This window comes from Brevundimonas sp. (assembly GCF_016463295.1).
Lineage (GTDB): Bacteria > Pseudomonadota > Alphaproteobacteria > Caulobacterales > Caulobacteraceae > Brevundimonas.
The window spans coordinates 1-25,258 of record NZ_JAEMRO010000023.1; the positions used below are offsets into that span (position 1 = coordinate 1).

The 25,258-nt window shown below is 66.9% G+C and carries 24 protein-coding genes and 1 pseudogene; 7 read left to right on the forward strand and 18 right to left on the reverse strand.

Features of this window, described 5'->3' with window-relative positions; all coding sequences use genetic code 11:
• A pseudogene (hrcA, locus tag JHC81_RS06985) lies at positions 1–204 on the forward strand (heat-inducible transcriptional repressor HrcA); the annotation flags it as partial.
• Between the two features lie 59 nt (positions 205–263).
• Positions 264–854: a nucleotide exchange factor GrpE gene (gene grpE, locus JHC81_RS06990; protein WP_292172570.1), complete on the forward strand. Its 591-nt coding sequence runs from the start codon at positions 264–266 to the stop codon at positions 852–854.
• Here the strand turns inward: grpE and JHC81_RS06995 are convergent.
• Entirely contained in the window at positions 851–1,756 is a 906-nt protein-coding gene (locus tag JHC81_RS06995) for a dienelactone hydrolase family protein (protein WP_292172499.1), read from the reverse strand. The two genes, grpE and JHC81_RS06995, sit on opposite strands and share 4 nt — an antisense overlap.
• Positions 1,757–1,840: 84 nt before the next feature.
• Complete coding sequence (locus tag JHC81_RS07000) at positions 1,841–2,458, reverse strand: alpha-ketoglutarate-dependent dioxygenase AlkB (RefSeq protein WP_292172502.1); 618 nt, start codon at positions 2,456–2,458, stop codon at positions 1,841–1,843.
• Positions 2,459–2,694: 236 nt separating this feature from the next.
• On the opposite strand from JHC81_RS07000, the gene dnaK reads away from it, so the two are divergent.
• From dnaK to JHC81_RS07020, 4 genes are all read left to right on the forward strand, one after another.
• Positions 2,695–4,611, forward strand: a complete 1,917-nt coding sequence (gene dnaK / locus JHC81_RS07005) for a molecular chaperone DnaK (RefSeq protein WP_292172505.1) — start codon at positions 2,695–2,697, stop codon at positions 4,609–4,611.
• A 165-nt stretch (positions 4,612–4,776) separates the two neighbouring features.
• The gene (dnaJ, locus tag JHC81_RS07010) at positions 4,777–5,949 is read left to right on the forward strand and encodes a molecular chaperone DnaJ (protein WP_292172508.1); all 1,173 of its coding nucleotides are present in this window, start codon (positions 4,777–4,779) and stop codon (positions 5,947–5,949) included.
• Positions 5,950–6,037: 88 nt separating this feature from the next.
• Positions 6,038–6,787: a 4-hydroxy-tetrahydrodipicolinate reductase gene (gene dapB, locus JHC81_RS07015; protein WP_292172511.1), complete on the forward strand. Its 750-nt coding sequence runs from the start codon at positions 6,038–6,040 to the stop codon at positions 6,785–6,787.
• 36 nt (positions 6,788–6,823) lie between these two features.
• Complete coding sequence (locus JHC81_RS07020; protein WP_292172513.1) at positions 6,824–7,696, forward strand: DMT family transporter; 873 nt, start codon at positions 6,824–6,826, stop codon at positions 7,694–7,696.
• A gap of 9 nt (positions 7,697–7,705) precedes the next feature.
• Here JHC81_RS07020 and dut read toward each other — a convergent pair whose 3' ends face one another.
• Complete coding sequence (dut, locus tag JHC81_RS07025; RefSeq protein WP_292172516.1) at positions 7,706–8,155, reverse strand: dUTP diphosphatase; 450 nt, start codon at positions 8,153–8,155, stop codon at positions 7,706–7,708.
• A 10-nt stretch (positions 8,156–8,165) separates the two neighbouring features.
• Positions 8,166–9,392 (reverse strand): bifunctional phosphopantothenoylcysteine decarboxylase/phosphopantothenate--cysteine ligase CoaBC, encoded by a 1,227-nt coding sequence (gene coaBC / locus JHC81_RS07030; RefSeq protein WP_292172518.1) that lies wholly within the window; start codon positions 9,390–9,392, stop codon positions 8,166–8,168.
• A 119-nt stretch (positions 9,393–9,511) separates the two neighbouring features.
• Between coaBC and JHC81_RS07035 the strand changes: the two genes are divergently transcribed.
• Entirely contained in the window at positions 9,512–10,033 is a 522-nt protein-coding gene (locus tag JHC81_RS07035; RefSeq protein ID WP_292172521.1) for an S-type pyocin family protein, read from the forward strand.
• Positions 10,034–10,059: 26 nt separating this feature from the next.
• On the opposite strand, the gene JHC81_RS07040 is transcribed toward JHC81_RS07035, so the two are convergent.
• The 14 genes from JHC81_RS07040 to JHC81_RS07105 all read right to left on the reverse strand — a co-directional run bounded on the left by JHC81_RS07040 (position 10,060) and on the right by JHC81_RS07105 (position 25,060).
• The gene (locus tag JHC81_RS07040) at positions 10,060–10,401 is read right to left on the reverse strand and encodes a helix-turn-helix transcriptional regulator (RefSeq protein ID WP_366465798.1); all 342 of its coding nucleotides are present in this window, start codon (positions 10,399–10,401) and stop codon (positions 10,060–10,062) included.
• A 221-nt stretch (positions 10,402–10,622) separates the two neighbouring features.
• Positions 10,623–12,230 carry an apolipoprotein N-acyltransferase gene (lnt, locus tag JHC81_RS07045; protein WP_292172525.1) on the reverse strand — a complete coding sequence of 536 codons (1,608 nt, stop codon included), beginning with the start codon at positions 12,228–12,230 and terminating at the stop codon, positions 10,623–10,625.
• A 10-nt stretch (positions 12,231–12,240) separates the two neighbouring features.
• Positions 12,241–12,696 carry an rRNA maturation RNase YbeY gene (ybeY, locus tag JHC81_RS07050; RefSeq protein ID WP_292172527.1) on the reverse strand — a complete coding sequence of 152 codons (456 nt, stop codon included), beginning with the start codon at positions 12,694–12,696 and terminating at the stop codon, positions 12,241–12,243.
• A complete protein-coding gene (locus tag JHC81_RS07055) occupies positions 12,693–13,676 on the reverse strand; it encodes a PhoH family protein (RefSeq protein WP_292172529.1) in 984 nt (327 codons plus the stop codon). The genes ybeY and JHC81_RS07055 overlap by 4 nt, the downstream gene beginning before the upstream one ends.
• Positions 13,676–15,070 (reverse strand): tRNA (N6-isopentenyl adenosine(37)-C2)-methylthiotransferase MiaB, encoded by a 1,395-nt coding sequence (miaB, locus tag JHC81_RS07060; protein ID WP_292172531.1) that lies wholly within the window; start codon positions 15,068–15,070, stop codon positions 13,676–13,678. The genes JHC81_RS07055 and miaB overlap by 1 nt, the downstream gene beginning before the upstream one ends.
• 59 nt (positions 15,071–15,129) lie before the next feature.
• On the reverse strand, positions 15,130–15,612 hold the full coding sequence (locus JHC81_RS07065; RefSeq protein ID WP_292172532.1) for a Fur family transcriptional regulator: 483 nt from the start codon (positions 15,610–15,612) through the stop codon (positions 15,130–15,132).
• Between the two features lie 29 nt (positions 15,613–15,641).
• Positions 15,642–16,097 carry a GNAT family N-acetyltransferase gene (locus tag JHC81_RS07070; RefSeq protein ID WP_292172536.1) on the reverse strand — a complete coding sequence of 152 codons (456 nt, stop codon included), beginning with the start codon at positions 16,095–16,097 and terminating at the stop codon, positions 15,642–15,644.
• On the reverse strand, positions 16,094–16,798 hold the full coding sequence (gene tsaB, locus JHC81_RS07075) for a tRNA (adenosine(37)-N6)-threonylcarbamoyltransferase complex dimerization subunit type 1 TsaB (protein ID WP_292172539.1): 705 nt from the start codon (positions 16,796–16,798) through the stop codon (positions 16,094–16,096). Before tsaB ends, JHC81_RS07070 begins: the two co-directional genes overlap by 4 nt.
• A gap of 25 nt (positions 16,799–16,823) precedes the next feature.
• On the reverse strand, positions 16,824–17,228 hold the full coding sequence (locus tag JHC81_RS07080; protein WP_292172541.1) for a helix-turn-helix transcriptional regulator: 405 nt from the start codon (positions 17,226–17,228) through the stop codon (positions 16,824–16,826).
• A gap of 66 nt (positions 17,229–17,294) precedes the next feature.
• Positions 17,295–17,891 (reverse strand): helix-turn-helix transcriptional regulator, encoded by a 597-nt coding sequence (locus JHC81_RS07085; protein ID WP_292172543.1) that lies wholly within the window; start codon positions 17,889–17,891, stop codon positions 17,295–17,297.
• A 70-nt stretch (positions 17,892–17,961) separates the two neighbouring features.
• Entirely contained in the window at positions 17,962–18,519 is a 558-nt protein-coding gene (locus tag JHC81_RS07090) for a NifU family protein (protein ID WP_292172544.1), read from the reverse strand.
• A 108-nt stretch (positions 18,520–18,627) separates the two neighbouring features.
• Entirely contained in the window at positions 18,628–19,098 is a 471-nt protein-coding gene (locus tag JHC81_RS07095) for a universal stress protein (protein WP_292172547.1), read from the reverse strand.
• A gap of 39 nt (positions 19,099–19,137) precedes the next feature.
• On the reverse strand, positions 19,138–24,015 hold the full coding sequence (locus JHC81_RS07100) for an NAD-glutamate dehydrogenase (protein ID WP_292172548.1): 4,878 nt from the start codon (positions 24,013–24,015) through the stop codon (positions 19,138–19,140).
• 202 nt (positions 24,016–24,217) lie between these two features.
• The gene (locus JHC81_RS07105; protein ID WP_292172550.1) at positions 24,218–25,060 is read right to left on the reverse strand and encodes an outer membrane beta-barrel protein; all 843 of its coding nucleotides are present in this window, start codon (positions 25,058–25,060) and stop codon (positions 24,218–24,220) included.
• Positions 25,061–25,258: the final 198 nt, after the last annotated feature.

Here is a 25,258-nt window from a genome sequence, read left to right on the forward strand (position 1 = left end):
CGCATCTTCATCGGGGCCGAAACCAGACTCTTTTCACTTTCGGGTTCCGCCGTGATCGCGGCGCCCTATATGTCGGGCCGCCAGCGGGTGCTGGGCGCCATCGGCGTCATCGGGCCCGCACGTTTGAACTATGCGCGCATCATCCCGTTGGTGGACTACACCGCCCGGGTGCTGGGCCGAATGCTGGACGGACAAGACACTTGAACGATACCCCACACCAGGATCCCGAAAGCGGCTGGGACAACGATCCCGAGTTCGAAGCCGTGGACATCCCAGAGGCTCATCAGGCTGCGGCCGCCGAGGACGATCAGGCCCTGGCCAATATCGACGCCCTGATCGCCGAGCGTGACGAGTGGAAGGACCGCGCCCTGCGCGCCGTCGCCGATGCCGAAAACACCAAGCGCCGCGCCGAGACCCAGAACAACGACGCCCGCGCCTATGCCATCCAGAAGTTCGCCCGCGACCTTCTGGGCGTGGCCGACAATCTGGAACGGGCCCTGATGGCCGCGCCCAAGAACGCCGACGCCGGCGAGGCCGGCCTGGTCACCGGGCTGGAGCTGACGCAGAAATCCCTGCTGTCGGCCTTCGAGGCCAACAACCTCAAGCGCGTGGCCCCGGCGGCCGGCGAAGCCTTCGACCCGCACCTGCACCAGGCCATGATGGAACATCCGTCCGATACGGTTCAGGGCGGCAAGGTGCTGCAGACGCTGCAGGCCGGTTATGCCCTGTTCGGCCGTACCGTGCGCCCGGCCATGGTCGTGGTCGCCGCCAAGGGCTCGGGTGCTGCGGCGGGCAATGCCGCCTACGCCGCCGAGGGCACCCCCGACGGCGGCCATTTCGACGGCAAGGCCTAGCCCTTCAGTCGCGCCCCGAACAGCGCCAGCAGCTTGGCCCAGCCGTCGGCGGCATCCGCCGCGCGATAGCTGTCGCGATAGTCGGCATGAAAGCCGTGCGGGGCATCGTCATAGACGTCGATACGGCTCTCGGTCTGTCCGGCCCGTTGCAGCGCGGCCCGCATGGCCTCCACGCTGGCCAGAGGAATACCGCGATCCTGCTCGCCATACAGGCCCAGAACCGGGGCCTTGAGGTCTGCCGCCAGATCGACCGGCCACGGCTGGCCGGACGCGACCTGCTCGGGTGTGGCATTGGCCGCCGGGGCCAGACGCCCGTACCAGGCCACGCCGGCGTCGATCGCCGCGAACCGCGCCGTCGCCTGCCAGACCACCTTGCCGCCCCAGCAGAAGCCGGTGATCCCGACCTTGTCGGTATTGGCCCAGGACTGCAGACTGGCCCATTCCAGGGTGGCGGAGATGTCGCCCATGACCTGTTCATAGCCCGCCGCCGCCACGATCTGCTGGATGCGGGTCATGTCCGACAGTCCGGCCGGATCCTCGACCCGGTTGAAGAAGCCCGGCGCGATTGCCGCATAGCCTTCCTTCGCCAGACGGCGGCAGATGTCGCGGATGTATTCGTGCACGCCGAAGATTTCCGACACCACGATCACCACCGGGAAGGGCCCGTCGCCCTCCGGATGCACCACATGGGCCGGAAGCTGGAAGCCGTCCGGCGCGGCATAGGTCACGTCGGCGCTGACCAGACCCGTCGCATCGGTCGCGACGGGCGCGGCCTGAGCCGCGAGGGCGGCGGGCGCATAGCCGGCGAAGAACAGTCCGCCCACCGCACCGACGCCCAGCGTTCGGCGGCTGAACACGAGGTCGTCGGCTTCAGGGCCTTCGGGCCGAACCAGGGTGGGCATGGGCGATCTCCGGCGGTTGGTCGATGACGAAGCCGGGACACTGACCCAAGCCCGGGCAACCGTCCACTCACGAAGGGCGTGACATCAGCGCGCGCGGCGCAGGGTCAGGTTGATGCGCCCGCCCCCGGGCACCAGTGTCGATGAGCCTGCGATCAGCCGGTCGATGCCGTGCCGCGCCAGGCGCGCCGGGCCGGTCAGGGCGCAGACGTCGCCGGACGTCAGCCGGAACGACCGCGTCGGCCCGCCCTCTGCCGCGCCGATCCGGAACACCGCCGTATCGCCCAGCGACACCGACAGCACAGGCGCGGTCAGGTCCGCCTCGTCCTTGTCCTGATGCAGGCCCATGCGGGCCTCGCCCCGGTACAGGTTGACCAGACAGGCGTCCGGTGGCTCGGGCCACCCAGTCAGCGCGGACCACAGGTCCAGCAGCACCGGCGGGATCGGCGGCCAGGGCTTTACCGTCAACGGATGCGTCGCCTGATAGCGATAGCCGCCCCTATCGGAGACCCATCCCAAGGCACCCAGATTGGTCATCTGTACGGAGAAAGGCCGACCGCCGGGCGTTTCGGGCCGATAGAACGGGGCCACCGCCTCGGCCTCCAAGACGTCTGCCAGCAGCGCGGCCTGCGCCTGCACCGACAGAGCGCCCAGCCATAGCCGGAACCCCTCGAGACCCGTCTGGATTTCCCGCACAGCGTTCACCCCCCAAACTCTATCATCACGCCCGGCCACAACACCCGCTGAATCGCACGCTAGGGCTTGCAGGCGGGGGGGTGTTTCCCATATCGGCGACAACCGCTGGAAAACCCCGCATGTCGTGGGGCTATCCATCCGGGACCCTGTAACAGACCAAGACCCTTGAATCGGGGGCGGTCACGCGCGGCGCTTCGCTTGAAAAGGCCGCCGCATCGCCCGCTGAATGGAGTGAAAGACTAGATATGGCCAAGATCATCGGCATCGACCTGGGCACCACCAACTCGTGCGTGGCCGTCATGGACGGCAAGAACCCCAAGGTCATCGAAAACGCCGAGGGCAACCGCACCACGCCCTCCGTCATTGCCATCCAGGAAAGCGGCGAGACCCTGGTGGGTCAGCCTGCGCGCCGCCAGGCCGTGACCAATCCCGCCAACACCTTCTTCGCGATCAAGCGCCTGATCGGCCGCAGCTTCGACGACCCCGTGGTCGCCAAGGACAAGAAGATGGTCCCCTACGAGATCGTCAAGGGCCCGAACGGCGACGCCTGGGTGCGCGCCAACGGCAAGGACTATTCGCCCCAACAGATTTCAGCCTTCACCCTCGGCAAGATGAAGGAGGCTGCGGAGGCCTATCTGGGCGAAAAGGTCACCCAGGCTGTTATCACCGTGCCCGCCTATTTCAACGACGCCCAGCGTCAGGCCACCAAGGACGCCGGCAAGATCGCCGGTCTGGAAGTGCTGCGCATCATCAACGAGCCGACCGCAGCCGCCCTGGCCTATGGCCTGGACAAGAGCGACGGCCAGAAGATCGCCGTCTATGACCTGGGCGGCGGCACCTTCGACGTCTCAATCCTGGAAATCGGCGACGGCGTCTTCGAGGTGAAGTCGACCAACGGTGACACCTTCCTGGGCGGCGAGGACTTCGACTTGCGCCTGGTCGACTATCTGGCCGACGAGTTCAAGAAGGAGCAGGGCGTCGACCTGCGCTCCGACAAGCTGGCCCTGCAGCGCCTGAAGGAAGAGGCCGAAAAGGCCAAGAAGGAGCTGTCCTCGACGGCCCAGTATGAGGTCAACCTGCCGTTCATCACCATGAACGCCTCGGGCCCTCTGCACCTGAACATCAAGCTGAGCCGCGCCAAGCTGGAAGCCCTGGTCGACGACCTGATCCAGCGCACGATCGAGCCCTGCAAGAAGGCCCTGGCCGATGCGGGCCTGAAGGCGTCCGACATCGACGAGGTGGTCCTGGTCGGCGGCATGACCCGCATGCCCAAGGTCGTGGAGGCCGTGAAGGCCTTCTTCGGCAAGGAGCCGCACAAGGGTGTGAACCCTGACGAGGTCGTGGCCCTGGGCGCCGCCGTTCAGGCCGGCGTCCTGCAAGGCGACGTCAAGGACGTGCTGCTGCTGGACGTGACCCCGCTGACCCTGGGCATCGAGACCCTGGGCGGTGTGTTCACGCCGCTGATCGAGCGCAACACCACCATCCCGACCAAGAAGAGCCAGGTCTTCTCGACCGCCGACGACAACCAGTCGGCCGTGACGATCCGGGTCTTCCAGGGCGAGCGCCCCATGGCGGCCGACAACAAGATCCTGGGTCAGTTCGACCTGATGGGCATTCCGCCCGCACCGCGCGGCATGCCCCAGATCGAGGTCGCCTTCGACATCGACGCCAACGGCATCGTGCACGTCACCGCCAAGGACAAGGCCACCAACAAGGAACAGTCGATCCGCATCCAGGCCAACGGCGGCCTGTCGGATGCCGACATCGACAAGATGGTCAAGGAAGCCGAAGCAAACGCCGAGGCCGACAAGTCCCGCAAGGAACTGGTCGAGGCCCAGAATTCGGCCGACAGCCTGATCCACTCGACCGAAAAGGCCATGGCCGAGCACGGCGACAAGATCGAGGGTGCCGACAAGACCGCCATCGAAACCGCCCTGACCGACCTCAAGGCCGCCCGCGACGGGTCCGATCCGGAAGCCATCCGGAGCGCGACCAACACCCTGGCCCAGGCTTCGATGAAGCTGGGCGAGGCCATGTACGCGGCCCAGGCCGGTGGTGAGGGCACCGATGGTGCGGCTCCGGCCGACGACGGCGTGGTCGATGCCGAGTTCGAGGAAGTCGCCCCCGAAGGCGCCGCGGACGACGACAAGAAGAGCGCCTGATCGCATCTGAACCGAAAGGACCCCGTCCGTCGTTCGACGGGCGGGGTCTTTCATAGAACTTGCATCATTTTGCCGGACACCCATGTCAATCCGGTCAGCCCAACCCGGTCACAGAATCTCCTGAGGGGACGGCCGGACGGGCACGGGTAAGAGGACGAACGCCGCATGGCGACGCGTGACTATTACGAAATCCTGGAGGTCGAGCGGACCATCGATGCCGCCGGTCTGAAGTCGGCCTACCGCAAACTGGCCATGACGCACCATCCGGACCGCAACGGCGGCTCGGAGGAATCCATGGCGCGCTTCAAGGAAATCTCCGAGGCCTATACCGTCCTGTCCGACAGCCAGAAGCGGGCGGCCTACGATCGGTTCGGCCACGCGGGCGTCAATGGCGGCGGCGGCGGTCAGCAGCAGGGCTTCCACGACGTCAATGACATCTTTTCCCAGGTCTTCGGCGATGCCTTCGGAGACGTCTTCGGCGGTCGCAGCAGTAGTCGTCAGCAAGGCCCACGCCGCGGCTCGGACCTGCGCTACGACCTCGAGATCACGCTGGAGCAGGCCTACAAGGGGGCCGATGTCGAGATCCGGGTGCCGACGACCGCCACCTGCGACACCTGCGACGGGTCGGGGGCCAAGCCCGGCACACAGCCGACCACCTGCGGCACCTGCGGCGGCGCGGGCCGCGTGCGCCAGGCCAACGGCTTCTTCCAGGTCGAGCGCACCTGCCCCACCTGCGGCGGCTCCGGCCAGATCGCCGATCCGTGCACGACCTGTCACAGCCACGGCCAGGTCCGCAAGAATCGCACTTTGAATTTGAAGGTGCCGGCCGGCGTCGACGACGGCTCGCGCATCCGCCTGTCGGGCGAGGGCGATGCCGGTACGCGTGGCGGTCCGCGCGGCGACCTCTATGTCTTCCTGTCGGTGACGCCGCACGAACTGTTCGAGCGGGACAATCTGGACCTGCTGGTCACCGTCCCCGTCTCCATGACCACCGCTGCCCTGGGTGGCCAGGTCGACGCCCCCTGCCTGGTGTCGGAGGCCTGCGACGGTCGCTGCCGCGCCAATGTGGACGTGCCCGCCGGATCCCAGACCGGCAAGACGGTGCGCATCAAGGGCAAGGGCATGCCGCACCTGAACGGCCGCCAGCGCGGCGATCTGGTGGTCGAGCTGTTCGTCGAGACACCCACCGACCTGACCGCACGTCAGAAGGAACTGCTGGAAGAGCTGGCCGCCTCGCTGGGCGAGACCCAGACGCCGCGCAACTCCTCCTTCACCGGAAAGGCCAAGCGCTTCTGGGCCGACATCCTGGGCGACACCGGCAAGGAAACGACGCAGTAGCCGCCCCCGGGGCTGGAGCCACGGCGTTTCCGATGCATAATCATCCGGTCCCGGATCGCTGTTCGGGCCACCAGCGGGGGTCTGTCTGTTGAGCGCCATCTTCCATGCCGGTATTTCCGGAGCCCGGGGCCGCATGGGCCGCGCCGTCTCCGCCGTGCTCGACGCGCGCGAGGATGTCGTGGTCGCCGCCCGCTTCGACCGGGGCGAGACGCCGGACCTGTCCCTGTGCGACGTGGTCATCGACTTCTCGACAGCCGACGCCTCGGTCGAACTGGCGCAGGCCTGCGCGGCCAGGGGCGGCCCCGCCCTGGTCATAGGCTCCACGGGCCTGACGCCGGAACAGGACGCCGAAATCCTCAAGGCCGCCGAAAGGATCGCCATCGTCCGCAGCGGCAACTTCTCCCTGGGCGTCAACATCCTGATCGGCCTGGTCGAGCATGCGGCGCAGCGGCTGGACGCCCGCGACTGGGACATCGAGATCCTGGAAACCCATCACCGCAAGAAGGTCGATGCCCCCTCTGGCACGGCCCTGATGCTGGGCGAGGCGGCAGCCTCCGGGCGAGACGTCGATCTGGCCGAGGTGCGCAGCGCGCCCTACGACGGGGTCGGCGAGCCGCGCGAGGCGGGCCGCATCGGCTTTGCCTCCCTGCGCGCCGGTGGGGTGATCGGCGAACACACCGTCCTGTTTGCCTCCGACGACGAGACTCTGACCCTCAGCCATTCGGCCATCGACCGCAGCCTGTTCGCCAAGGGCGCCGTTGCCGCCGCCGCCTGGGTCCGCAGCCGCCCGCCCGGCCTCTATGACATGCAGGACGTCCTCGGCTTCCGTCAGGCCTGACGGCGACGCGTGACACGCCAGGGCACGAGCTACGGCATGGCGCTGCGTGCCGCGGCGGCGTTCAGCTTCTCCTTGATGTACGCCCTGATGAAATGGGCCGCGACGCTTCAGCCATTGTCGGCCGGAGAGATGGTCTTCTATCGCTCGCTCTTCGGCCTGCCGGTCGTGCTGCTTTGGGTCTTCGGTACAGGGAGCGGTCTGGCGGTGATCTCGACCCGCAGACCCATGGTCCATGTCTGGCGGGGCGCGCTCGGCGTATCAGGCATCTTCCTGATCTTTCAGGGCCTTCGCCTTCTGCCGCTAGCGGATGCCACGACCATCGGCTTTACGGCTCCGATCTTCGCGACTCTCCTGTCCATTTTGTTGCTGAAGGAGACGGTGGGACGGCATCGCTGGACCGCCGTGATCGTCGGCTTTCTCGGTGTGCTGCTCATGGTGCGTCCTGGTGCAGCAGGTGCGCCGCCTTTGATGGGCGTGTTGTTCGCTCTGGGCGGGGCCTTCGTCGCCGCCTCCGTCACCGTCACCCTGCGCCAGCTGGGCAAGACCGAGACGGCGACCGCCATCGTCTTCTGGTTCTTCATGGCCTGTCTGATTGCCGGCGGGGTCGTGACCGCGATCGAAGGCCGGACCCTGGACTGGACGGTTCTCGCCATTCTCGCCGCGGGAGGATTGGCGGGTGGGCTGGCGCAGATCCTGATGACGACCTCTCTGCGCCATGCACCGGTGTCGGCGCTTGTGCCGCTGGACTATCTGCAACTGGTCGGAGCGGTGGTGCTGGGCTGGGCCCTGCTCAGCGACGCCCCCACAATGGCGACACTGGCCGGGGCGGCCCTGATCGCCGGCAGCGGCCTCTATACCGCCTGGCGCGAGCGGGTGCTGAGGCGCGAGATCACACCTGCTGCGGGCTAGGCATCGGCCCTAGCGCCCTGTGGAGCCGAAGCCGCCGGTGCCACGAACCGTGTCGTCCAGCGTATCGACCTCGACCACCTCGGCCTGTTCGTGACGGGCGATGACCATCTGGGCGATACGTTCGCCGCGGCGGATCACAAATGGCTCCTGGCCATGGTTGATCAGGATGACGCCGATCTCTCCGCGATAGTCGCTGTCGATCGTGCCCGGCGAATTCAGGCAGGTCAGGCCGTGCTTCAGCGCCAGTCCGGACCGGGGCCGCACCTGGGCCTCATAGCTCTGATCCAGCGCGATCTTCAGCCCCGTCGGCACCAGCGCCCGAGCTCCCGGCTCCAGCGTCAGCGGCGCATCCTCCGGCACCGCCGCCCGCAGGTCCATGCCCGCCGAGCCGGTCGTCTCATAGGCCGGCAGGGCCAGGCCCTCTGCATGCGGCAGACGCTGGATACGCAGGGTGGTCATACGGGCACTCTCACGCTTTGAAATGATCGGCGATACGGGCCGCCAGCTTGCGGGCCACCTCGACCTTGCTCTGGCGCGGCCAGCGGTCGGGCTCGCCGTCGCGGGTGAACAGGGTCACGGCATTGCCGTCGGCGCCGAACACATCGTCGGACACGTCATTGCCGACGATCCAGTCACAGCCCTTTCGCGACAGCTTGGCCCGGGCATTGGCCTCCAGCTCTGTGGTCTCCGCTGCGAAACCCACGACCAGTTTCGGCCGGTTCGGGCCGGGCGCGGACACGCCCGCCAGAATGTCCGGGTTTTCGATCAGGGCCAGCGACGGCGGCCCGCCCGGCGCCTTCTTGATCTTGCCGGACGCCACGCCGTCCACCCGCCAGTCGGCCACGGCGGCGCTCATCACCGCGATATCGGCCGGCAGGTTTGCCTCCACCGCCGCCTTCATGTCCTGCGCCGTCTCGACCCAGACGCGGGTCACGCCAACCGGTGCCTCGAGGGCAACCGGTCCGGACACCAGGGTCACCGTCGCGCCCAATCCGGCCAGAGCCTCGGCAATGGCATAGCCCTGCTTGCCGCTGGACCGATTGGTCAGGCCGCGCACGGGATCGATCGGTTCGAACGTTGGCCCCGCCGTCACCACCGCCGTTCGACCGGCCAGAGGTCTTCCGTCCAGCCCGCCCAGCAGGCCCTCGATGGCCGACAGGATCGCAGCCGGCTCGGCCATCCGCCCGGGGCCGAACTCCCCGCAGGCCATCTCGCCCTCGTCCGGCCCGACCAAAGCCACGCCGTGAAAGCCATCGAAACCCTTCAGCCGCGCGACATTGGCCTGAACTGCTGGGTGCAGCCACATCCGCACATTCATGGCCGGGGCCAGCAAAACCTTCTTGTCCGTCGCCAGCAAAGTGGTCGAGCCCAGGTCGTCGGCCATGCCGTTCGCCGCCTTGGCGATCAGACCGGCCGTCGCCGGCGCCACCACCACCAGATCGGCCCAGCGCGACAGTTCGATATGGCCCATGGCCGTCTCGTCCTCGGGCATGAACAAGGCCTGGCGCACAGGGTGGCCGGTCAGGGCCGCCAGCGACATGGGGGTAACGAACTCGGCCCCGGCCGACGTCAGCACGCTCATGACCTCGGCCCCGGCCTTCTTCAGCAGCCGCACCAGCTCCAGCGCCTTGTAGGCCGCGATGCCGCCACCGACGATCAGCAGGACCTTGCGGCCGTTCAGGGAGGGTTGAGTCATGTTTCCCCTCTAGCGAGGCCGGGCGGCAGCGTCGAGTGACGGTTGCGCGAAATAGAACATTGCAAGAACACAGAACCTGTGATTACCCTGTTGCCGGTGGGTTCAACCGGGAGGGTTTCATGGGTATCTCTGACAAGACATTGATGGCTGCACTGGCGTTTTCGGCCGTGATGGCTCTGGCAGCGTGTGGCAACGGCGACTCCGCCGTCGAGACGCGCGATCGATCTGCTGATACCCCCCAGGCCGTCGTGACCAGCGCCCCTGCTGATGACGGCCCGGTGGCGATGACTACGGCGGAGGCCAAGCCCGTCCTGACGGCCAATCGGCGCGAAACAGTGGATGCCAAGACAGCGCGCCTGTTTCAGACCAATGGTGCCGACTTCGGAGCGGCGACCCCCGAAGCTTATCTGACCAAGGTCGAACAGTTCACGCGCAATCCGCCAGCCGGCACGGACCGCGTCGAAAGACCAAATGGAGATGTGCTGCTCTATCAGGCCTCGACAAACACCTTTGCGGTCGTGTCGCGCGACGGCGTACCCAAGACGATGTTCAAGCCCCGCGACGGTGCCAGTTATTGGGCCGAGCAGAAAGAGCGGGCTCCGACCTTCGGACAGCGCCGATCGTCCGGATCATCGGAATAGCCGAAAGGCCAGCCTGCCGGGACGTATCAGCTCTCGGCGGGCTCCGGCCGGTCTGCCATGTCCCGGATCAGGTCCAGGGCAAGTTTCTGCTGGCGGGTCGACAACTGCGGAGCCAAACGTCCGATCTCGATTGTGTAGCGGGTGGCGGGGTGATCGTGCTCGAAGCTCGTTCCTTCTTCCGCCATGCCCGTCGCGGGTGATCCGGTAAGGCCTTCGAAGAAGTAGCCGATATCGACCTTGAAGAAGCGCGCTATGTCCCAGAGCTTGGACGCCGAGACCCGGTTGGTGCCCTTCTCGTACTTCTGGATCTGCTGAAACGTCAGACCGAGGGCACGGCCGAGATCGCTCTGATTATAGCCGAGCGCCAATCGTTTCTCGCAAACCCTGCGGCCAACATGACGGTCCACGGGGTGGGGGCCGTCCTCGCCAGTTCCTCTCGCCATCGCTGATGCATCCTTGCGTCCAATCTAAGCCTGAATGCGCTCAGCCAATCTCTCTGTCACCATAGAAATCGCGGTCGAGACCATAGATTCTCAACTATGATTGCAAAAAGCCGGCCTTTCTTCGCCTGAAGCGCGAATCGCTCTGTTTATCTCGCAGTGTATGCAGGGCGAAGCTGATCGCGGCGATGTCCATACACGGCGGCGACCAGTCCGACACCGATCAACACCCAGAATACAAGATCGCCCAGGTGACCGTAGGGGGTGGTGCCCGCCGGCCGGGGGAGCACCGCATCGATGACGCCGCTCCGGCCGTTGTCCAGACGTTGGTCGCCGATGACCCGCCCCCACGGATCGATCATGGCCGAGGTGCCCGTCGGTGTGGAGCGCACGACCGGCAACCCCGTCTCGATAGCGCGATAGCTGGCCAGATTGAGATGTTGCAGCGGCCCGGACGTGGCCCCGAACCAGGCGTCATTCGAAATATTCAGGATCCAATCCGGCCGATTAGCCCCCGCCGTCGTGAAGCCTGGATACAGGCTCTCATAGCAGATCAGGGGCTGGGCTCGCGGTGCGCCCGGAATATCGATGGGTGCGGGTCGCGGCCCGGCGCTGAAATCCGTCGGCATATGGGTCAGGGCCCGTACGCCCAAGGCTCCCATCAGCCGCCCGGCGGGCAGGTATTCCCCGAAAGGCACCAGCCGGTACTTGTCATAGGCCGCCGACACCGCCGGTGACGGGCCGCCCAGATTCTGAACGACGAGCAGGCTGTTGTAATAGCGCCCGCCCTCCGGCACCGACGGATCGGGCTCACCGATACCCGAACCCATCAGCAGCGTCTGTCCGGGCTTGAGCGCGCTCTGAATGGCGGCGGCTTCCCACGCCCCGGCCGCGAAGACGTCATTGCCGGACGCTGGCAGAGATCCCTCCGGCCAGATGACCAGATCGGGCGTCACGGCGGCGGGCTGGGCGGTCAGATCGACATAGCGCCGCACGATGCCTTCATAGGCTTCAGGCGTCCATTTGGAGGCCTGGGCGACATTAGCCTGGACGATGCGGACCGTGGTGTCGGTCAGTTCCAGCCGTGCCTGCGACAGGCGGATCGAGCCGCCAACCACCAAGGCCACGACCACGAGCGCGCCCAGGGCCGCCGTCACGATCCGCCCGCGACGTGGGCCGACACTGAACAACGGACCGAAGGCGGCGGCCGCCCCGACCGTCAGCACGCTCAGACCATAGACCCCGCCGATGGCCGCGAACTGCGACGCCGCAGAACCCACCTTCCAGCTCGCCCCTGCCGGATTCCACGGAAAGCCGGTCAGGACATGGCCGCGCAGCCACTCCAGCAGGCAGAACAGGGCGGTGAACACCAACACCCGCTCCAGCCCCCTGGGCCCGAACCGACGATAAAGCGCCGTCGCCGTCCCCCAAAAGAGGCCCAGCCCCGCAGGCAGGGCCGAGGCCGCGAAAGGGGCCATCCAGGCCTGGGCTGGATTGACCAGAAACGCCTCCGCCACCCACCAGCAGCTGATCAGGAAATAGGCGAACCCCGCCAGCCAGCCCATCCAGAAGGCGCCGCGCGTCGTGGCCGAGCGCTCGGACAGGATCATCAGCAGGGCATAGCCGAACAGACCGGGCAGGATGCCGAACGGCGGATGCGCCAGCGCCGCACCGGCACCGGCCAGCAGGGCCAGGGCAATCCGCGCCCAGCGCAGACCCCGGCCACTCGACACAGCAGCGGCGGGCGGTGTCGTCATCGATGCGGTATCAGGCGCGGTCTGGCTCATTGACGCTGTATGGGTCGGCAATGCCCAGGCTGGCAAGCAGGCGACGCTCCTCGGCCTCCATCGCCTCAGCCTCATCGTCAGTCTCGTGGTCGTGGCCCAGCAGATGCAGTACGCCGTGGATCGTCAGATGGCTGAGATGAGCCGACAGGGTCTTGCCCTGCTCCGCCGCCTCGGCCGCACAGACGCCGTAAGCGAGGATCAGATCGCCCAGATGTGGCCGAGCGCTGTCCGGGGCCGGAAAGGACAGCACATTGGTGGGGCGATCCTTGTCGCGGAACTGCCCATTGATCTGCTTCAAATGGCCGTCGTCGGCCAGCAGGATGACCACATCGCCCGCGGTATCGCCCAGCGCCACGGATGCCGCGCGACCGACCACGGCGACAACATCGGCCACGGCCTCGGACCAGGCCTCGTCGTCGATCTCGACCTCAATCATGCGGGGCCGGTGTCCTCGAGGTCGGCGGGCAAGCGCTTGCCGGCGGCATCGGCGTCATAGGCCCGCACGATACGCTCGACCATCGCATGGCGCACCACGTCGGTGGCCTCGAACTCCAGCACGCCCACACCCTTCACGTCGCGCAGGATGCGCAGCGCATGGGCCAGGCCGCTGTCGCGGGGGTTCAGCAGATCGACCTGCGACGGGTCACCGGTGACGACCATCCGGGCCCCCTCCCCCAACCGGGTCAGGACCATCTTCATCTGCAGACGCGAAGTGTTCTGGGCCTCGTCGACGATGACGAAGGCATGGCTGAGCGTGCGGCCGCGCATGAAGGCGATGGGCGCGGCCTCGATCTCGCCCTTGTCGCGGCGGCGCTGCACGTCCTCGGCCCCCAGGATGTCGTTCAGCGCCTCCCAGATCGGGGCCAGATAGGGATCGACCTTTTCGTTCAGATCGCCGGGGAGGAAGCCCAGCTTCTCGCCCGCCTCCACCGCCGGGCGGGTGATGACCAGCCGGTCCACCTGGCCCCGCCGCAGCAGATTGGCGCCGTAGGCGGCCGCCAGAAAGGTCTTGCCGGTCCCCGCCGGCCCCACGCCGAACGACAGCTCGCAGCGGGCCAGGGTTTCCAGATAACGCGCCTGAGCGTTGGTCTTGGGCACGATGGCCCCGCGCTTGCCGATGGGCAGGGCCATCAGGTCGCCGGTCGAGCGGCCACCACCGCGAACCTCGCCAAGGGCGGCGCGCACGTCGGCCTCGGTCACGGTTGCCCCCTTGGCCGCGCGGTCGGCCAGGGTCTGGATCACCTGCTTGGCATTGGCCCGGTCGCGGGCCCCGCCGTTGATCGAGACGCCGCCGCCCGGAGCCTCGACCAGCACCTTGAAGGCATCCTCGATCAGGGCGACGTGGCGGCTGTTGGGGCCGGTCACGGCGCGAACTGCTCTATCATCCAGCGCCAGAAACTCCGTTTCCCGAGCCATCAGTATCCTTTGTGTTCGCCGGGCAGCTGCCCGGTCAGACTGTTCTGCTCGCCGCTGGCGATGAAGACCGGAACGATCTGGCCGATCAGATGATCCGCGTCCTCGACATGGACCGACTGCAGGTAGGGCGAACGGCCGATGGCCTGATTGCGCTGGCGACCCTTCTTTTCGAACAGGACGTCGAAGGTGCGCCCGCCCTGCGCTGCATTGAAGGCCGCCTGCTGTTCCAGCAACAGGGCCTGAAGCGCGTGGAGCCGCGGCCGCGCCACGGCATCCGGCACCTGGGCTCCCATGGTCGCCGCGGGCGTACCGGGGCGCGGCGAATACAGGAAGGAGAAGGCGCTGGCGTAGCGGACGCGCCGGACCAGATCCATCGTGTCCTCGAAATCACGATCCGTCTCGCCGGGAAAGCCGACGATGAAGTCGCCGGACAGGGCGATGTCGGGCCGCGCCTCGCGGATGCGGTCGATCAGCTCGAAATACTTCTGACGCCCATGCTTGCGGTTCATCAGCCGCAACAGACGGTCCGAGCCTGACTGCACCGGCAGATGAAGATAGGGCATCAGCTGCGGCAGTTCGCCATGCGCCGCGACCAGGTCGTCGGACATGTCGTTCGGATGACTGGTCGTATAGCGGATGCGGTCCAGGCCTGGAATGTCGGCAAGGGCATGAACCAGCCGCGCCAGGCTGGAGGGCTTCCCGTCCGCGCCCTCGCCGTCATAGGCGTTGACGTTCTGACCCAGCAGGGTGACCTCGCGCACGCCCCGCGCAGCCAGCTCGCGTGCCTCGGCCAGCACCGCCGCGACGGGCCGCGACCACTCCGCCCCGCGCGTATAGGGCACCACGCAGAAGGTGCAGAACTTGTCGCATCCCTCCTGCACCGTCAGGAAGGCGGTCACGCCCGTGCCGCCCCGCCCCGTCGGCAGGGCGTCGAATTTGTCGTTGGGTGCGAAGTCGGCCCCGATCCGCTCGCCGCGCGCCCGCGCCGTCCGGGTCAGCAGCTCGGGCAGCTGATGATAGGCTTGGGGCCCGACGACCAGATCGACTGCGGGCTGGCGCCGCATGATCTCTTCGCCCTCGGCCTGGGCGACACATCCCGCGACCGCGATGGTCATGCCGCGCCCGGAGGCGGCGCGGTCGTCCTTCATTTCGCGCAGCTTGCCGAGCTCGGAATAGACCTTCTCGGCCGCCTTCTCGCGGATGTGGCAGGTGTTCAGGATGACAAAATCCGCGCCCTCGGCCGTATCGGTCGTCGCATAGCCCAGCGGGCGCAGCACATCGGCCATGCGCTCACTGTCGTAGACGTTCATCTGACAGCCGTAGGTCTTGATGAACAGGCGCTTGGGGGCAGCGTCCGTCGTGTCGGCGGCAGGCGGGACGAGGGTATCGGTCATGGGCGACTATCTAGTCGCAGACGACGCCGGACGCCATGCGTGGCTGAAGCGGCCGTGGCTCAGCTGTCGATCGTCTCGGGATCGACCCGTGCGGCGTGGCGCGTGAAGATCAGGCCTTCGCGCCCCGAAGGCTCGGCCCCTTCGATGGCCTTACCATAAAGCTCCAGCTTGTGGCCGACCAGTTCGAAGCCCAGACGCTGGGCAATCTCGGATTTCAGCCGCTCGATCTCGGCGTCGAAGAATTCGATCACCTCGCCGGTCTTGGTGTCGATCAGGTGGTCGTGGTGGTCGTCGCCGGCCTCTTCATAGCGGCTTCGGCCGTCGCCGAAGTCATGCTTCTCGACCACGCCCGCCTCTTCGAACAGGCGGACGGTGCGATAGACGGTGGCGATGGAAATGTGCGGGTCGATCGCCGAGGCGCGGCGATACAGCTCCTCAACATCCGGATGATCCTCGGCATTCGACAGCACCCGCGCGATGACGCGCCGCTGTTCGGTCATGCGCATGCCGCGCTCGGCGCAGAGTTTCTCGATCCGGTCCATGGTGAGACAGGATAGTGGTCAAGGGCCGTCTAGGGAAGCGGTTGCGACAGTGTCTTCGTCAGCACCAGGGCATCGACGCGTGACCCGTCCCGACGCCCGTAATATCCGGCCCGGCGACCGGCCTCGGTGAAGCCTGCCTTGGCGTAGAGCGCACGCGCGGTGACATTGTCGTCCGCGACCTCCAGAAACAGGCGCGTCGCCCCCTGGCTGACCGCAACGACACACGCCTGTTCGACCAGACGCAAGCCTAGCCCCGCCTGCCGCGCCGCCGGACGCACTGCCAGGGTCAGGATTTCCGCCTCATCGGCTACGACCCGCATCAGGATGAAGCCGTCGGCTGCCTCCAAGGCAAAAACGCCGGATTGATCCAGCAGATCGTCGAAAGCCTTTGCACCCCAAGGTGCGTCGAAGGCCTGGGCATGCAGATCGGCCAATCGCCCTGCGGTCGCGGCCCCTCGTACCGCTGGCACGATGGGTGTCGTCACAGGCGGGCGACCCTGGCCTGACCGGGAAGGCGGGTCGGCGGCGTCGCGTCCGGTGCACGGAGATAGAGAGGGCGAGGCGGATGAGCCTGTGGATCGGCGGCGGCTGTCAGTGGGGCGAGAGCCGCAGGATCAGGCCCCTCTAGCGAATGGATCACGACATGCCCCAAGCCCTCTCCGACAAGTGCGGCACCGGAGCCGACCAGATGGACGCGGTTGTCCGCTGCGAGAGGCGCATTCGTTTCGAGCTCGGCCACGAAAGCGCGCGCGTCGTCGACCGCCCAGGCTTCGGCAGGGCCGACCGCAACACCTGCTCTCCACGCCCGACCATAGACCTGCCCGCGCCGCGCATCGATCAGGGCGACCACTGTCTGCGCCTGTTCGACCGAGGCCTTCAGCGCGTCGAGCGACGACAGCCCCACCACACGAATACCCAGCGCCGCGCCAAGGCCCTGTGCGAAGGCCAGACCGACCCGCAGCCCCGTGAACGATCCCGGCCCGACGGTGACGCCGATCCGATCCAGCGCCTGAAAGCCCCCGCCCGCCTCCGCCACGGCATCGCGCGCCATGCCCGCCAGCCGTTCGGAATGCCCGCGCGTCATGCTTTCCGAGCGCACGCCCAAGGCCCGGACGTCGTCGCCATCGGCTTCGAAGACCCCGGCCGTGCACAGGCCCAGGGCGGTATCGATGACGAGCACCCTCATGCTGCTGCCCGCCCGCGTGAGGACATCAGCGATCGATCATGACGGTGTCCGCCTCGCGTTGCGCCAGGGCCGCGACGACCGTGGCCACGGCCTTGCGGACATCCACCCGTTCGATCATCGGGAAATCCAGCGCTATGGCCCTGCCGTCGGCCGTGGCTGTCAGCGTGCGCAGAATCGCGCCGTCGCCCGCCCTCTCGCGTTCCACAGCGGGAAAGAAGCTCTCCACCGACGTGCCCAGGATCATCGCCACACGGTGCAGGCGCGAGGCCGAGATGCGGTTGATGCCAGTCTCGTATTTCTGGACCTGCTGAAAGCTGATGCCCAGTTGCCGCGCCAGGGCCGTCTGCGACAGGCCCATGGCGGATCGCCGCAGGCTGATGCGCGAGCCGACATAGGCATCGATGTCGTCGCGGTCGCCGAGATTGGGCATGGGAGAACATTCCGTATTGCAAACCGGATGCTTTCATACACAATCGCTTCGGGAAACAAAATGGTTTCATGCGTCCAGCCGCGCGATGACCGCTGAAATCGACAGCATCTCCTCGCGTCGAACCCTTTCCTCCGACCCAAACCCGTCCGGGCCGCCTCGCAGATACAGGGTGGTCTCATCCGCCCCGTGGTAAAGCCTGGCCAATCGTCGGCCATCCCGCATCTCGACGATGCAACCCTGATCGCGACGCGGCCAACGGCCGGGCTCATACTCCAGCACGACGCCCGACGCCGCCCAGGGCCACAGGTCGTCGTTCGACACCTGAAACTGGTGGCGACCGGCGGTCCTGGCGGCAGGCTGAACGCCGGAGAAGGCTCGGCCCGAGCTGCTGACGCCGGTTCCGACCAAAGGCGGCGCAGGACTGGCCACGCCTGTCTGAAGAACCAGCGCCTCCACAGTCGCCCCGATGGCTTCCGTCAGGCGGCGCTGGATGTCGGGGCGGAACAGACCGGGTCGCTTGCCGGCTTCATACAGACCCCAGGCCTGGCTGGTCATGCCGGCGCGGGCTCCCGCCTCGGCCTGGCTCAAACCCTGGTCGCGCCGCAACCGCGCCAGGGCCTCTCCCAACGCGCGGGCTTCCTCATCGCTTTCGAACCTCGCCATCGGTCCAGTCTGACAGCGTCAGGCGAAAAGATCGAGTTTTGAAACCAACCGCGTCTGCAACCCGATGGTTTCAGAGCACCTGCTCGACCCGGGTCACCTCGGGTACGTAATGCTTCATCATCTGCTCGACCCCGGATTTCAGGGTGGCGGAAGAAGAAGGGCAGCCCGAACAGGCACCGCGCAGTCGAAGCGACAGAACCCCGGTTTCTTCATCGAAACTGTCGAACAGTATGTCGCCGCCGTCCTGAGCCACGGCCGGGCGGATGCGGCTGTCCAGCAACTGCTTGATCTCGGCCACGACTTCGGTGTCGTCGCCATCGAGGCTGGAACTGTTGAAGTCGCCACCGCGCAAGAGGGGCGCACCTGAGACGAAATGATCCATGATGGCGGCCAGAATGGGCGCCTTCATCTGGGTCCATTCCAGACCCTGAGCGTCACGCGTCACCGAGATATAGTCCTGGCCATAGAAGACGCCGGTCACCCCCTCCAGAGCGAACAGGGCCTCGGCCAGGGGAGAGACAGACGCCTCGTTGGACGTCAGAAACTCGTGCGGCGCGGCCGAGACTTCGCGGCCCGGCAGAAACTTCAAGACGTTGGGGTTCGGGGTGGGTTCGGTCTGGATGAACATGGTCGCTAAGTGCGCCCGGCACACACTATGTTCAAGGCCTCGGCTTGAGGAGCCAACATTGCGCTCAAGCAGCGAGCGACCGCGTCGCGAGCGTTAGCGCCCCTGGCATCAAGCCAAATCCTCGATGTCCTGTTCGGTCAATTCACCGGGCACGATGGTCACCGGCAGCTTCCGGCCCGTGAACGCCGCCCCCTGCTTCAGCACGGCCGTGACCAGCGGCCCCGCGCCGCGAGACCCCTCGCCCGCGGCCAGGACCAGAATCTTGATCTCATTGTCCTCGCCGACGACCTTTCGGATGGCGGCCTGGGGTTCGCCGCGTTCGATCAGCAGGACCGGCATTTCTCCCGACCGCTGATGCGCCTGTTCGGCCCAGCCGTTCAGAAGGGTCTCGGCCTCGGCCCGCGTCTGGCGCTCGATCTCCTCGCGCACCCCGGCCCAGTGCGCGTCGGATGCCGCCGGCGGAATGACCCGCAGCAGGGCGACCCGTCCACCGGTCGAGCGGGCTCGCCGCGACGCATAGCGCAGCGCCGCCTCGAACTCGGGACTGTCGTCCACGACCACCAGAAACTTGCGTGGCATCGAAAGGCCTCCCGTCAGCTCGGCGACGCTAGCATAGACCTAAACAGAACCCGCAATCTCCCTCAGCACCGCATTGGCGATGGTCAGCTTGGCGAAGCTCCAGCCGGAGCCGGAGGCCTCGATCTCGTCGACCGAGGCGCGGACGCCCTCGACCGTCTTCTGACGCGGTCCGATCCAGGCGTCGACGGCCGCTTCCGCCGAGGCTTCGCTGGCCCCCACGCCGACACCCGAAGCCTTGGCCACCGCACGGGTCAGGACCAGCTGCTCGGCCATCAGGTCCTCGATCAGGCGACGCACGGCCAGGCGGTCGAAATGATCCATGGACGGCACATTGCCTGCCGCGGCCCGCAGCCGGTCGAAGTCGAAGGCGGCCCCGACCTGGTGGTACAACATGGCCATGGCCGGTTCGGGCCAGCCCGCCTCGCGCGCCAGATCGCCGATGTCGGCGGTGGCGACCAGCGGCCGCAACATGGCGAAGTCCCGCGCCATCGCCTCGCTGGCTCCCAAGGCCACAAAGGCCTGCACCCGGCTGTCCAGTCGGCCCTGTTCGAAGCGCGACAGCACTGAGCCGCCCGCCGCGCGCAAGGCGTCGGCGGCGGGGCGATAGGCGGCGATCAGGCCATCGACGCTCGCGCCCGGCTGCATGGCCCGGCGCGCCAGCCAGGACGTCTGGCGACGCAGGACGGTGGAGATTTCCGCATAAAGGGCCGTCTGCGCCTCGGCCGAAATCTTGCCGTCCAGGGCCGAGACCTGGGCCCAGGCTTCATCGAGGCGGAACACCTGCCGCGCGGCCTCGAAGGCCAGGACCATGGCACCGGTGTCGCACTGGGCCGAAATGCGCAGCCGTTCAGGGAAGGTCGCCCCGGCCATGTTGACGATCTCGTTCGACAGCACCGTCGAGATGATCTCGCGCCGCAGCCGGTGACGCTGCATGTCGCCCTCGTATTTCGCCAGCGGAGCCGGGAAATAGTCGACCAGGGTCTTCTTGAAGAAGGGGTCGTCCGGAGCCCCGGAGGCGACGATGTCGTCGAACAGTTCCAGTTTGGAATAGGCGGTCAGCACCGCCAGTTCCGGCCGTGTCAGGGCCTGACCCGTCGTCTTCATTTCGGCCAGGCGCAGGTCGTCCGGCAGGCCCTCGACCTTGCGGTCCAGTTTGCCCTTGGACTCCAGCCACTGCATGAATCGCTGCTGGGCATCCAGCGCGCCTGCGCCCTCGGCCTGCTGCAGCGAAACCGCCAGGGTCTGGTCGTAGTTGTGGGCCAGCACCTTCAGGCCCACCTCGTCGGTCATGGAGGCCAGAAGCGCATTGCGATCCTCGGCCTTCAGCGCGCCGGAGGCGATGGCTGCCCCGGTCAGGATCTTGATGTTGACCTCGTGGTCGGAGCTGTCGACGCCGGCGGAGTTGTCGATGGCGTCGGTGTTGATGCGGCCGCCGTTTCGCGCATAGCCGATACGGCCCGCCTGGGTCAGACCCAGGTTTGCCCCCTCCCCGATGACCTTGGCCCGAACTTCGACGCCGTCGATCCGAATGGCGTCATTGGCCTTGTCGCCGACCTGGGCATCGGTTTCGTTCGCCGCCTTCACATAGGTGCCGATGCCGCCGAAATAGAGCAGCTCGACCGGGGCCTTCAGGATGGCCTGCATCAGGGTGGCCGGATCGACGGCATCCGCGTCGATCTCCAGCAGGGCCTTGATCTCGGGCGACAGTTCGATCGACTTGGCCGAGCGCGGGAAGACCCCGCCGCCCTTGGAAATCAGGGTCTTGTCGTAATCCTGCCAGGACGAGCGCGGCAATTTGAACATACGGTCCCGCTCGACCCAGCTGGTCGCAGGATCCGGGTTCGGGTCGATGAAGATGTCGCGGTGATCGAAGGCGGCGACCAGCTTGATCGCCTTGGACAGCAGCATGCCGTTGCCGAAGACGTCGCCAGACATGTCGCCGACGCCCGCGACGGTGAAGGGCTCGGTCTGGATATCCTTGCCCATCTCGCGGAAGTGGCGCTTGACCGCCTCCCACGCGCCGCGCGCAGTGATGCCCATGACCTTGTGGTCATAGCCAACCGACCCTCCGGACGCGAAGGCGTCGTCCAGCCAGAATCCGTAGTCCGCCGATACACCGTTGGCGATATCCGAAAAGGTGGCCGTGCCCTTGTCGGCCGCCACGACCAGATAGGGGTCGTCCCCTTCGAACCGCACGACATCCCTGGGCGGCACGACGGAACCATCGGCGGCGATATTGTCGGTGATGTCGAGCAGGCCGGACAGGAAGGTCTTGTAGGCGCGAATGGCCTCGGCCTGCTGGGCGTCGCGGTCGCCCCCGGCGCGAACGATATCGGCCAGCTTCTTGGGAAAGAAGCCGCCCTTGGAGCCGACGGGCACGATGACGGCATTCTTGACCTGCTGCGCTTTGACCAGACCCAGCACCTCGGTGCGGAAGTCGTCGCGGCGGTCGGACCAGCGCAGGCCCCCGCGGGCTACGGGACCGAAGCGCAGATGCACGCCCTCGATCCACGGGGCCCAGACGAAGATTTCCCGGAACGGCTTGGGAAGCGGCAGGTCTTCCAGCTCGCGCGAGGCGATCTTGATCGAGATATAGGGCTTGGGCCGCCCATCCTCGGCGACCTCGAAATAGTTTGTGCGCTTGATCGCCTGGACCAGCAGGGCCAGGCGGCGCAGGGCGCGGTCGTGGTCCAGGCTCTTCACGGCCTGAAGCTGGTCGATGATCTGGTCGAAGACGGCCTTGACCTCCGCTTCGCGCGACGCGGCATCGCCGCCCGCAGCCGGATCGAACTTGGTCTTGAACAGCTTCAGCAGACTGCGCGCCACAGCCGGATAATCGCGCAGCGCCTCTTCCTGCACGGCCTGGCTGGGGTCCATGCCGGTCTGCTGGCGATAGCGGGCCAAGGTGCGGATCAGGGCCGCCTCGCGCCAGTCGACGCCCAGCTCGATCACCAGACGGTTGAAGCCGTCGCTCTCGGTCTGGCCGCGCCAGACGGCAGCGAAGGCATCCTCGAACGGCTTGCGCACATCCTCGAACTTCAGATCGCCGCCGCGCGGGTCCTCCATCAGGAATTCGTCGACGTGGATGACCTCCCCGCCCGCCGGACGCAGGGTGTGGCCCCATTCCTCCAAGGTTTTCAGCCCCATGTCGGTCAGGATGGGCAGAACGTCCGACAGGGCCGCCGCCGCACCGCGCCGGTAGATCTTGAAGCGGAAGTTCAGCGGCCCGTCCTCGGCCGTGCGGAAGGCACGAATAGCCACGGCATCGCTGTGGTCACCGCCATCGGCGTCAGGGATGCCGGACGCGCTCAGCCGGTCGATCTGCTGGAAGTCGAGCACAGCCTCTGCGGCGGTATAGCGGTCGCGATAGCCGGCCCCGTAGGCCTCGGCCCACCGCGCACTGGTCGGGCCGACGGACACGTCGTCGACGCCCGCCTCGCGCAGGGCGCTTTCGAACCGGTCGACCCAGCCGCGGCCGGCCTCCTGAACCATGGCGTCGATCTCGGCGGGGTCAGGGCAGGGGTGATCGCCGGGCGTGATGCCGATGATGTAGTGGATGCGCACCAGCGGCTGGTCCGACAACTGCGGATACCAGGCCGAAATCCGCCCACCCCAGGCCTGGGCCAGCAGCCGTCCGATCCGCTCGCGCACCGAGGCGTGGAACCGCTCGCGTGGGATGAAGACCAGGATGGAGACGAACCGGTCGAACGGGTCCTTGCGCGTGAAGGCCTTGATCCGCGGACGGTCGTAGAGGTGCAGGATGCCCAGGGCGCTGTCCAGCAGCTCGTCCTCGCCGATCTGAAACAGCTCGTCCCGGGGGTAGTTTTCGAGGATGTTCTTCAGCCGCTTGTGGCTGTGGCTGCCTTCGATCTTGCCGCCGCGCTTCAGGGCATTGGCGACCTTGGCCCGGATCAAGGGCACTTCGGCGGCGGCGCGGTCGTAGGCTTCGGCGGTGAACAGGCCCACGAAGCGGGTTTCGCCCGACGGCCGGCCGTCCGGGCCGAACCGCTTGACCCCGACATAGTCCATATAAGCGCGGCGATGCACGCGTGACCGGGCATTGGCCTTGGCGACGGTGACAGGCTCGGACAGATCAAGCTGTCGCTTCATCTGACGGGTCAGGACGGCGGGTTCGTTGGCACGGCGCAGCACCGTCCGCTCCGGATCGGCCAGAACGCCCAGGCCCTCGCCCGACTGGGACAACGGAGCCTCGGCCTCATAGCCGCCGTCGGCCGTGCGCGGATAGTCGTAGTCGCGGGCCCCGAGGAAGACGAAGTGATCCTGCTGAAGCCAGCGCAGGAAGGCGATGTTCTCGGCCAGAATGGTCGGATCGATGCCCTTTGGACCGGCCTCCAGATGGGCGATGGCCCGGCCCATCAGATCGGCCATGGGGGTGTGATCGTCCACTGCGCCCGCCACGTCCGCCAGGGTCTGGGCCATGGCCTCGCCCAGCGCGTCGCGGCGTTCCTGCGGCAGGGGATCCAGAACCACGATGATGGTCGATTCGCGCCCGCCGTCCTCTTCCGTCACCGGGTGGAACATGCAGCGGACGCTGACGCCCGCCTCCGCCAGCTCGCCCATGACGCTGTCGACCAGGAAGGGCCGGTCGTCCTGGATGACGATCAGGACATCATAGCCGAGCGGCCGTCCACTGGCCCCGTTCAGCGGTGAAAGCGTAATGCGGGCTGGCTCGCCATGCGAGCGCCCTTCCGCCGCCGTCCAGGCCTGCGCCAGCAGAGTGGCCAGATCCTCTCCGCCCAGCTCGGGCGCCTCATCGGCGGCATAGTCTTCCAGCGCCTGGGTCAGGAAGGACCGCGCCTCGGCCCCCGGGGGGCCGCCCACCGCGATCGCAAAGCTCGCCTCCAGCGCCTCCAGGGTCAGAACCTGAGGAAGCACGGCTGCGGTTTCGCCTGACATGGCATATCTCTTGACGACGCGATCCGCTCCGGATCGCCGGTGGTGAACACACACTAGGCCGGTTCGCACTTTCGGCAAGCCGACCCTGTACCGGCCCGTCCGTAGGCCATGACGGCGGCAACCGGAACCCCCAAAAACCGAAACGCCGGCCTCCTTTCGGAAGCCGGCGCGCGGTCGTCGTGTCTTGGAGTCGAAGTGACTCTTAGAAGCGGACGTTCATGCCGATGCGGAAGGCATGGGTGTCGTAGGAGTCGAAGTTGGTGCCGATGTCCGTTCCGGTCGTGTTCGGGGCTAGGATGAACGGGTTGCCCGCCGGCGTCGTGCCGGTGTTGCCGGCGCGAACCACCTGACCGTCACCGTCCAGCGAGGTGTAAAGATACTCGCCCGTCACGGACAGGTTGGGGGCCAGACGCCATTCCAGACCGGCACCGGCCTGCCAGCCGTCCATCTTGTCGTCGTTGGACTGTTCGGTGAACAGGTTGGCGGTGTTGGTGGTCGAGAAGCGGTTTTCGACATTGGCATAGGCCGCGCCGCCCGTGGCGTAGATCAGGGCCGGACCGGCGGCATAGCCGATACGGGCGCGGATGGCGGCCATGTCCTGGATGTCTTGCGTGAAGACATAGTTGGCCGGCGTGGTGCTGAAGCCCGTCACCGAGCGCTGGCTGTCCAGAACGGAGACGTCGGCCACGGCACCGACGACGAAGTTGCCGAACTGCAGGTCGTAACCGGCGACCAGGCCGCCCTGAACGCCACCCGAGTTGTCGTCACAGCCGCCTGCGGCCTCATTGGTAATGGCGCGACCTTCGCAATAGCCGGGGCTGAAGGCGTCGTTGGTCGTGCCGTTCAGCACGACAGTGTCGTCGAACTGGCCGTCGAAGTCGCGGTCGAACACCAGACGCTGGTCGTCGTCGCTCTTGTTCTCGGCCCATCCGCCGTAGATGCCGACATAGGGGCCGCTCCAGTCGGGTGCGGACTGGGCCAGGGCAGGTGCGGCAACGCCGGTCATCAGCAGGGCCGTCGAGGCCATGAACAGGGTCTTGATCATTACAAACTCATCCAAATCTGGGGCGCGAACGCCGGGGAAGCCCCCTTCCGAGGCACTGAATGCAATGATTTTGCTGACGTTCCCGCCGGATGAAGACAGACGTCACAGTGTGTCTTCGCGGTCGCACAACGGATGAGCCTAGCCCCAGATACGACTAGACCGCCGAACTTTCGTCCGGCGGTCTGTCGGACCGGTCCC

Excerpts from the sequence above, each read along its gene's own strand:
- JHC81_RS07055 (WP_292172529.1), bottom strand. The coding sequence starts at position 13,676 with ATGGCTCGGGAAACGGAGTTTCTGGCGCTGGATGATAGAGCAGTTCGC.
- lnt (WP_292172525.1), bottom strand. The coding sequence starts at position 12,230 with ATGACGACACCGCCCGCCGCTGCTGTGTCGAGTGGCCGGGGTCTGCGC.
- JHC81_RS07085 (WP_292172543.1), bottom strand. The coding sequence starts at position 17,891 with ATGGCGAGGTTCGAAAGCGATGAGGAAGCCCGCGCGTTGGGAGAGGCC.
- dut (WP_292172516.1), bottom strand. The coding sequence starts at position 8,155 with ATGACCACCCTGCGTATCCAGCGTCTGCCGCATGCAGAGGGCCTGGCC.
- ybeY (WP_292172527.1), bottom strand. The coding sequence starts at position 12,696 with ATGATTGAGGTCGAGATCGACGACGAGGCCTGGTCCGAGGCCGTGGCC.
- JHC81_RS07035 (WP_292172521.1), top strand. The coding sequence starts at position 9,512 with ATGGGTATCTCTGACAAGACATTGATGGCTGCACTGGCGTTTTCGGCC.
- JHC81_RS07090 (WP_292172544.1), bottom strand. The coding sequence starts at position 18,519 with ATGTTCATCCAGACCGAACCCACCCCGAACCCCAACGTCTTGAAGTTT.
- JHC81_RS07105 (WP_292172550.1), bottom strand. The coding sequence starts at position 25,060 with ATGATCAAGACCCTGTTCATGGCCTCGACGGCCCTGCTGATGACCGGC.
- tsaB (WP_292172539.1), bottom strand. The coding sequence starts at position 16,798 with ATGAGGGTGCTCGTCATCGATACCGCCCTGGGCCTGTGCACGGCCGGG.
- JHC81_RS07020 (WP_292172513.1), top strand. The coding sequence starts at position 6,824 with ATGGCGCTGCGTGCCGCGGCGGCGTTCAGCTTCTCCTTGATGTACGCC.
- JHC81_RS06995 (WP_292172499.1), bottom strand. The coding sequence starts at position 1,756 with ATGCCCACCCTGGTTCGGCCCGAAGGCCCTGAAGCCGACGACCTCGTG.
- JHC81_RS07095 (WP_292172547.1), bottom strand. The coding sequence starts at position 19,098 with ATGCCACGCAAGTTTCTGGTGGTCGTGGACGACAGTCCCGAGTTCGAG.
- dnaJ (WP_292172508.1), top strand. The coding sequence starts at position 4,777 with ATGGCGACGCGTGACTATTACGAAATCCTGGAGGTCGAGCGGACCATC.
- JHC81_RS07100 (WP_292172548.1), bottom strand. The coding sequence starts at position 24,015 with ATGTCAGGCGAAACCGCAGCCGTGCTTCCTCAGGTTCTGACCCTGGAG.
- JHC81_RS07080 (WP_292172541.1), bottom strand. The coding sequence starts at position 17,228 with ATGCCCAATCTCGGCGACCGCGACGACATCGATGCCTATGTCGGCTCG.
- coaBC (WP_292172518.1), bottom strand. The coding sequence starts at position 9,392 with ATGACTCAACCCTCCCTGAACGGCCGCAAGGTCCTGCTGATCGTCGGT.
- JHC81_RS07065 (WP_292172532.1), bottom strand. The coding sequence starts at position 15,612 with ATGGACCGGATCGAGAAACTCTGCGCCGAGCGCGGCATGCGCATGACC.
- miaB (WP_292172531.1), bottom strand. The coding sequence starts at position 15,070 with ATGACCGATACCCTCGTCCCGCCTGCCGCCGACACGACGGACGCTGCC.
- dnaK (WP_292172505.1), top strand. The coding sequence starts at position 2,695 with ATGGCCAAGATCATCGGCATCGACCTGGGCACCACCAACTCGTGCGTG.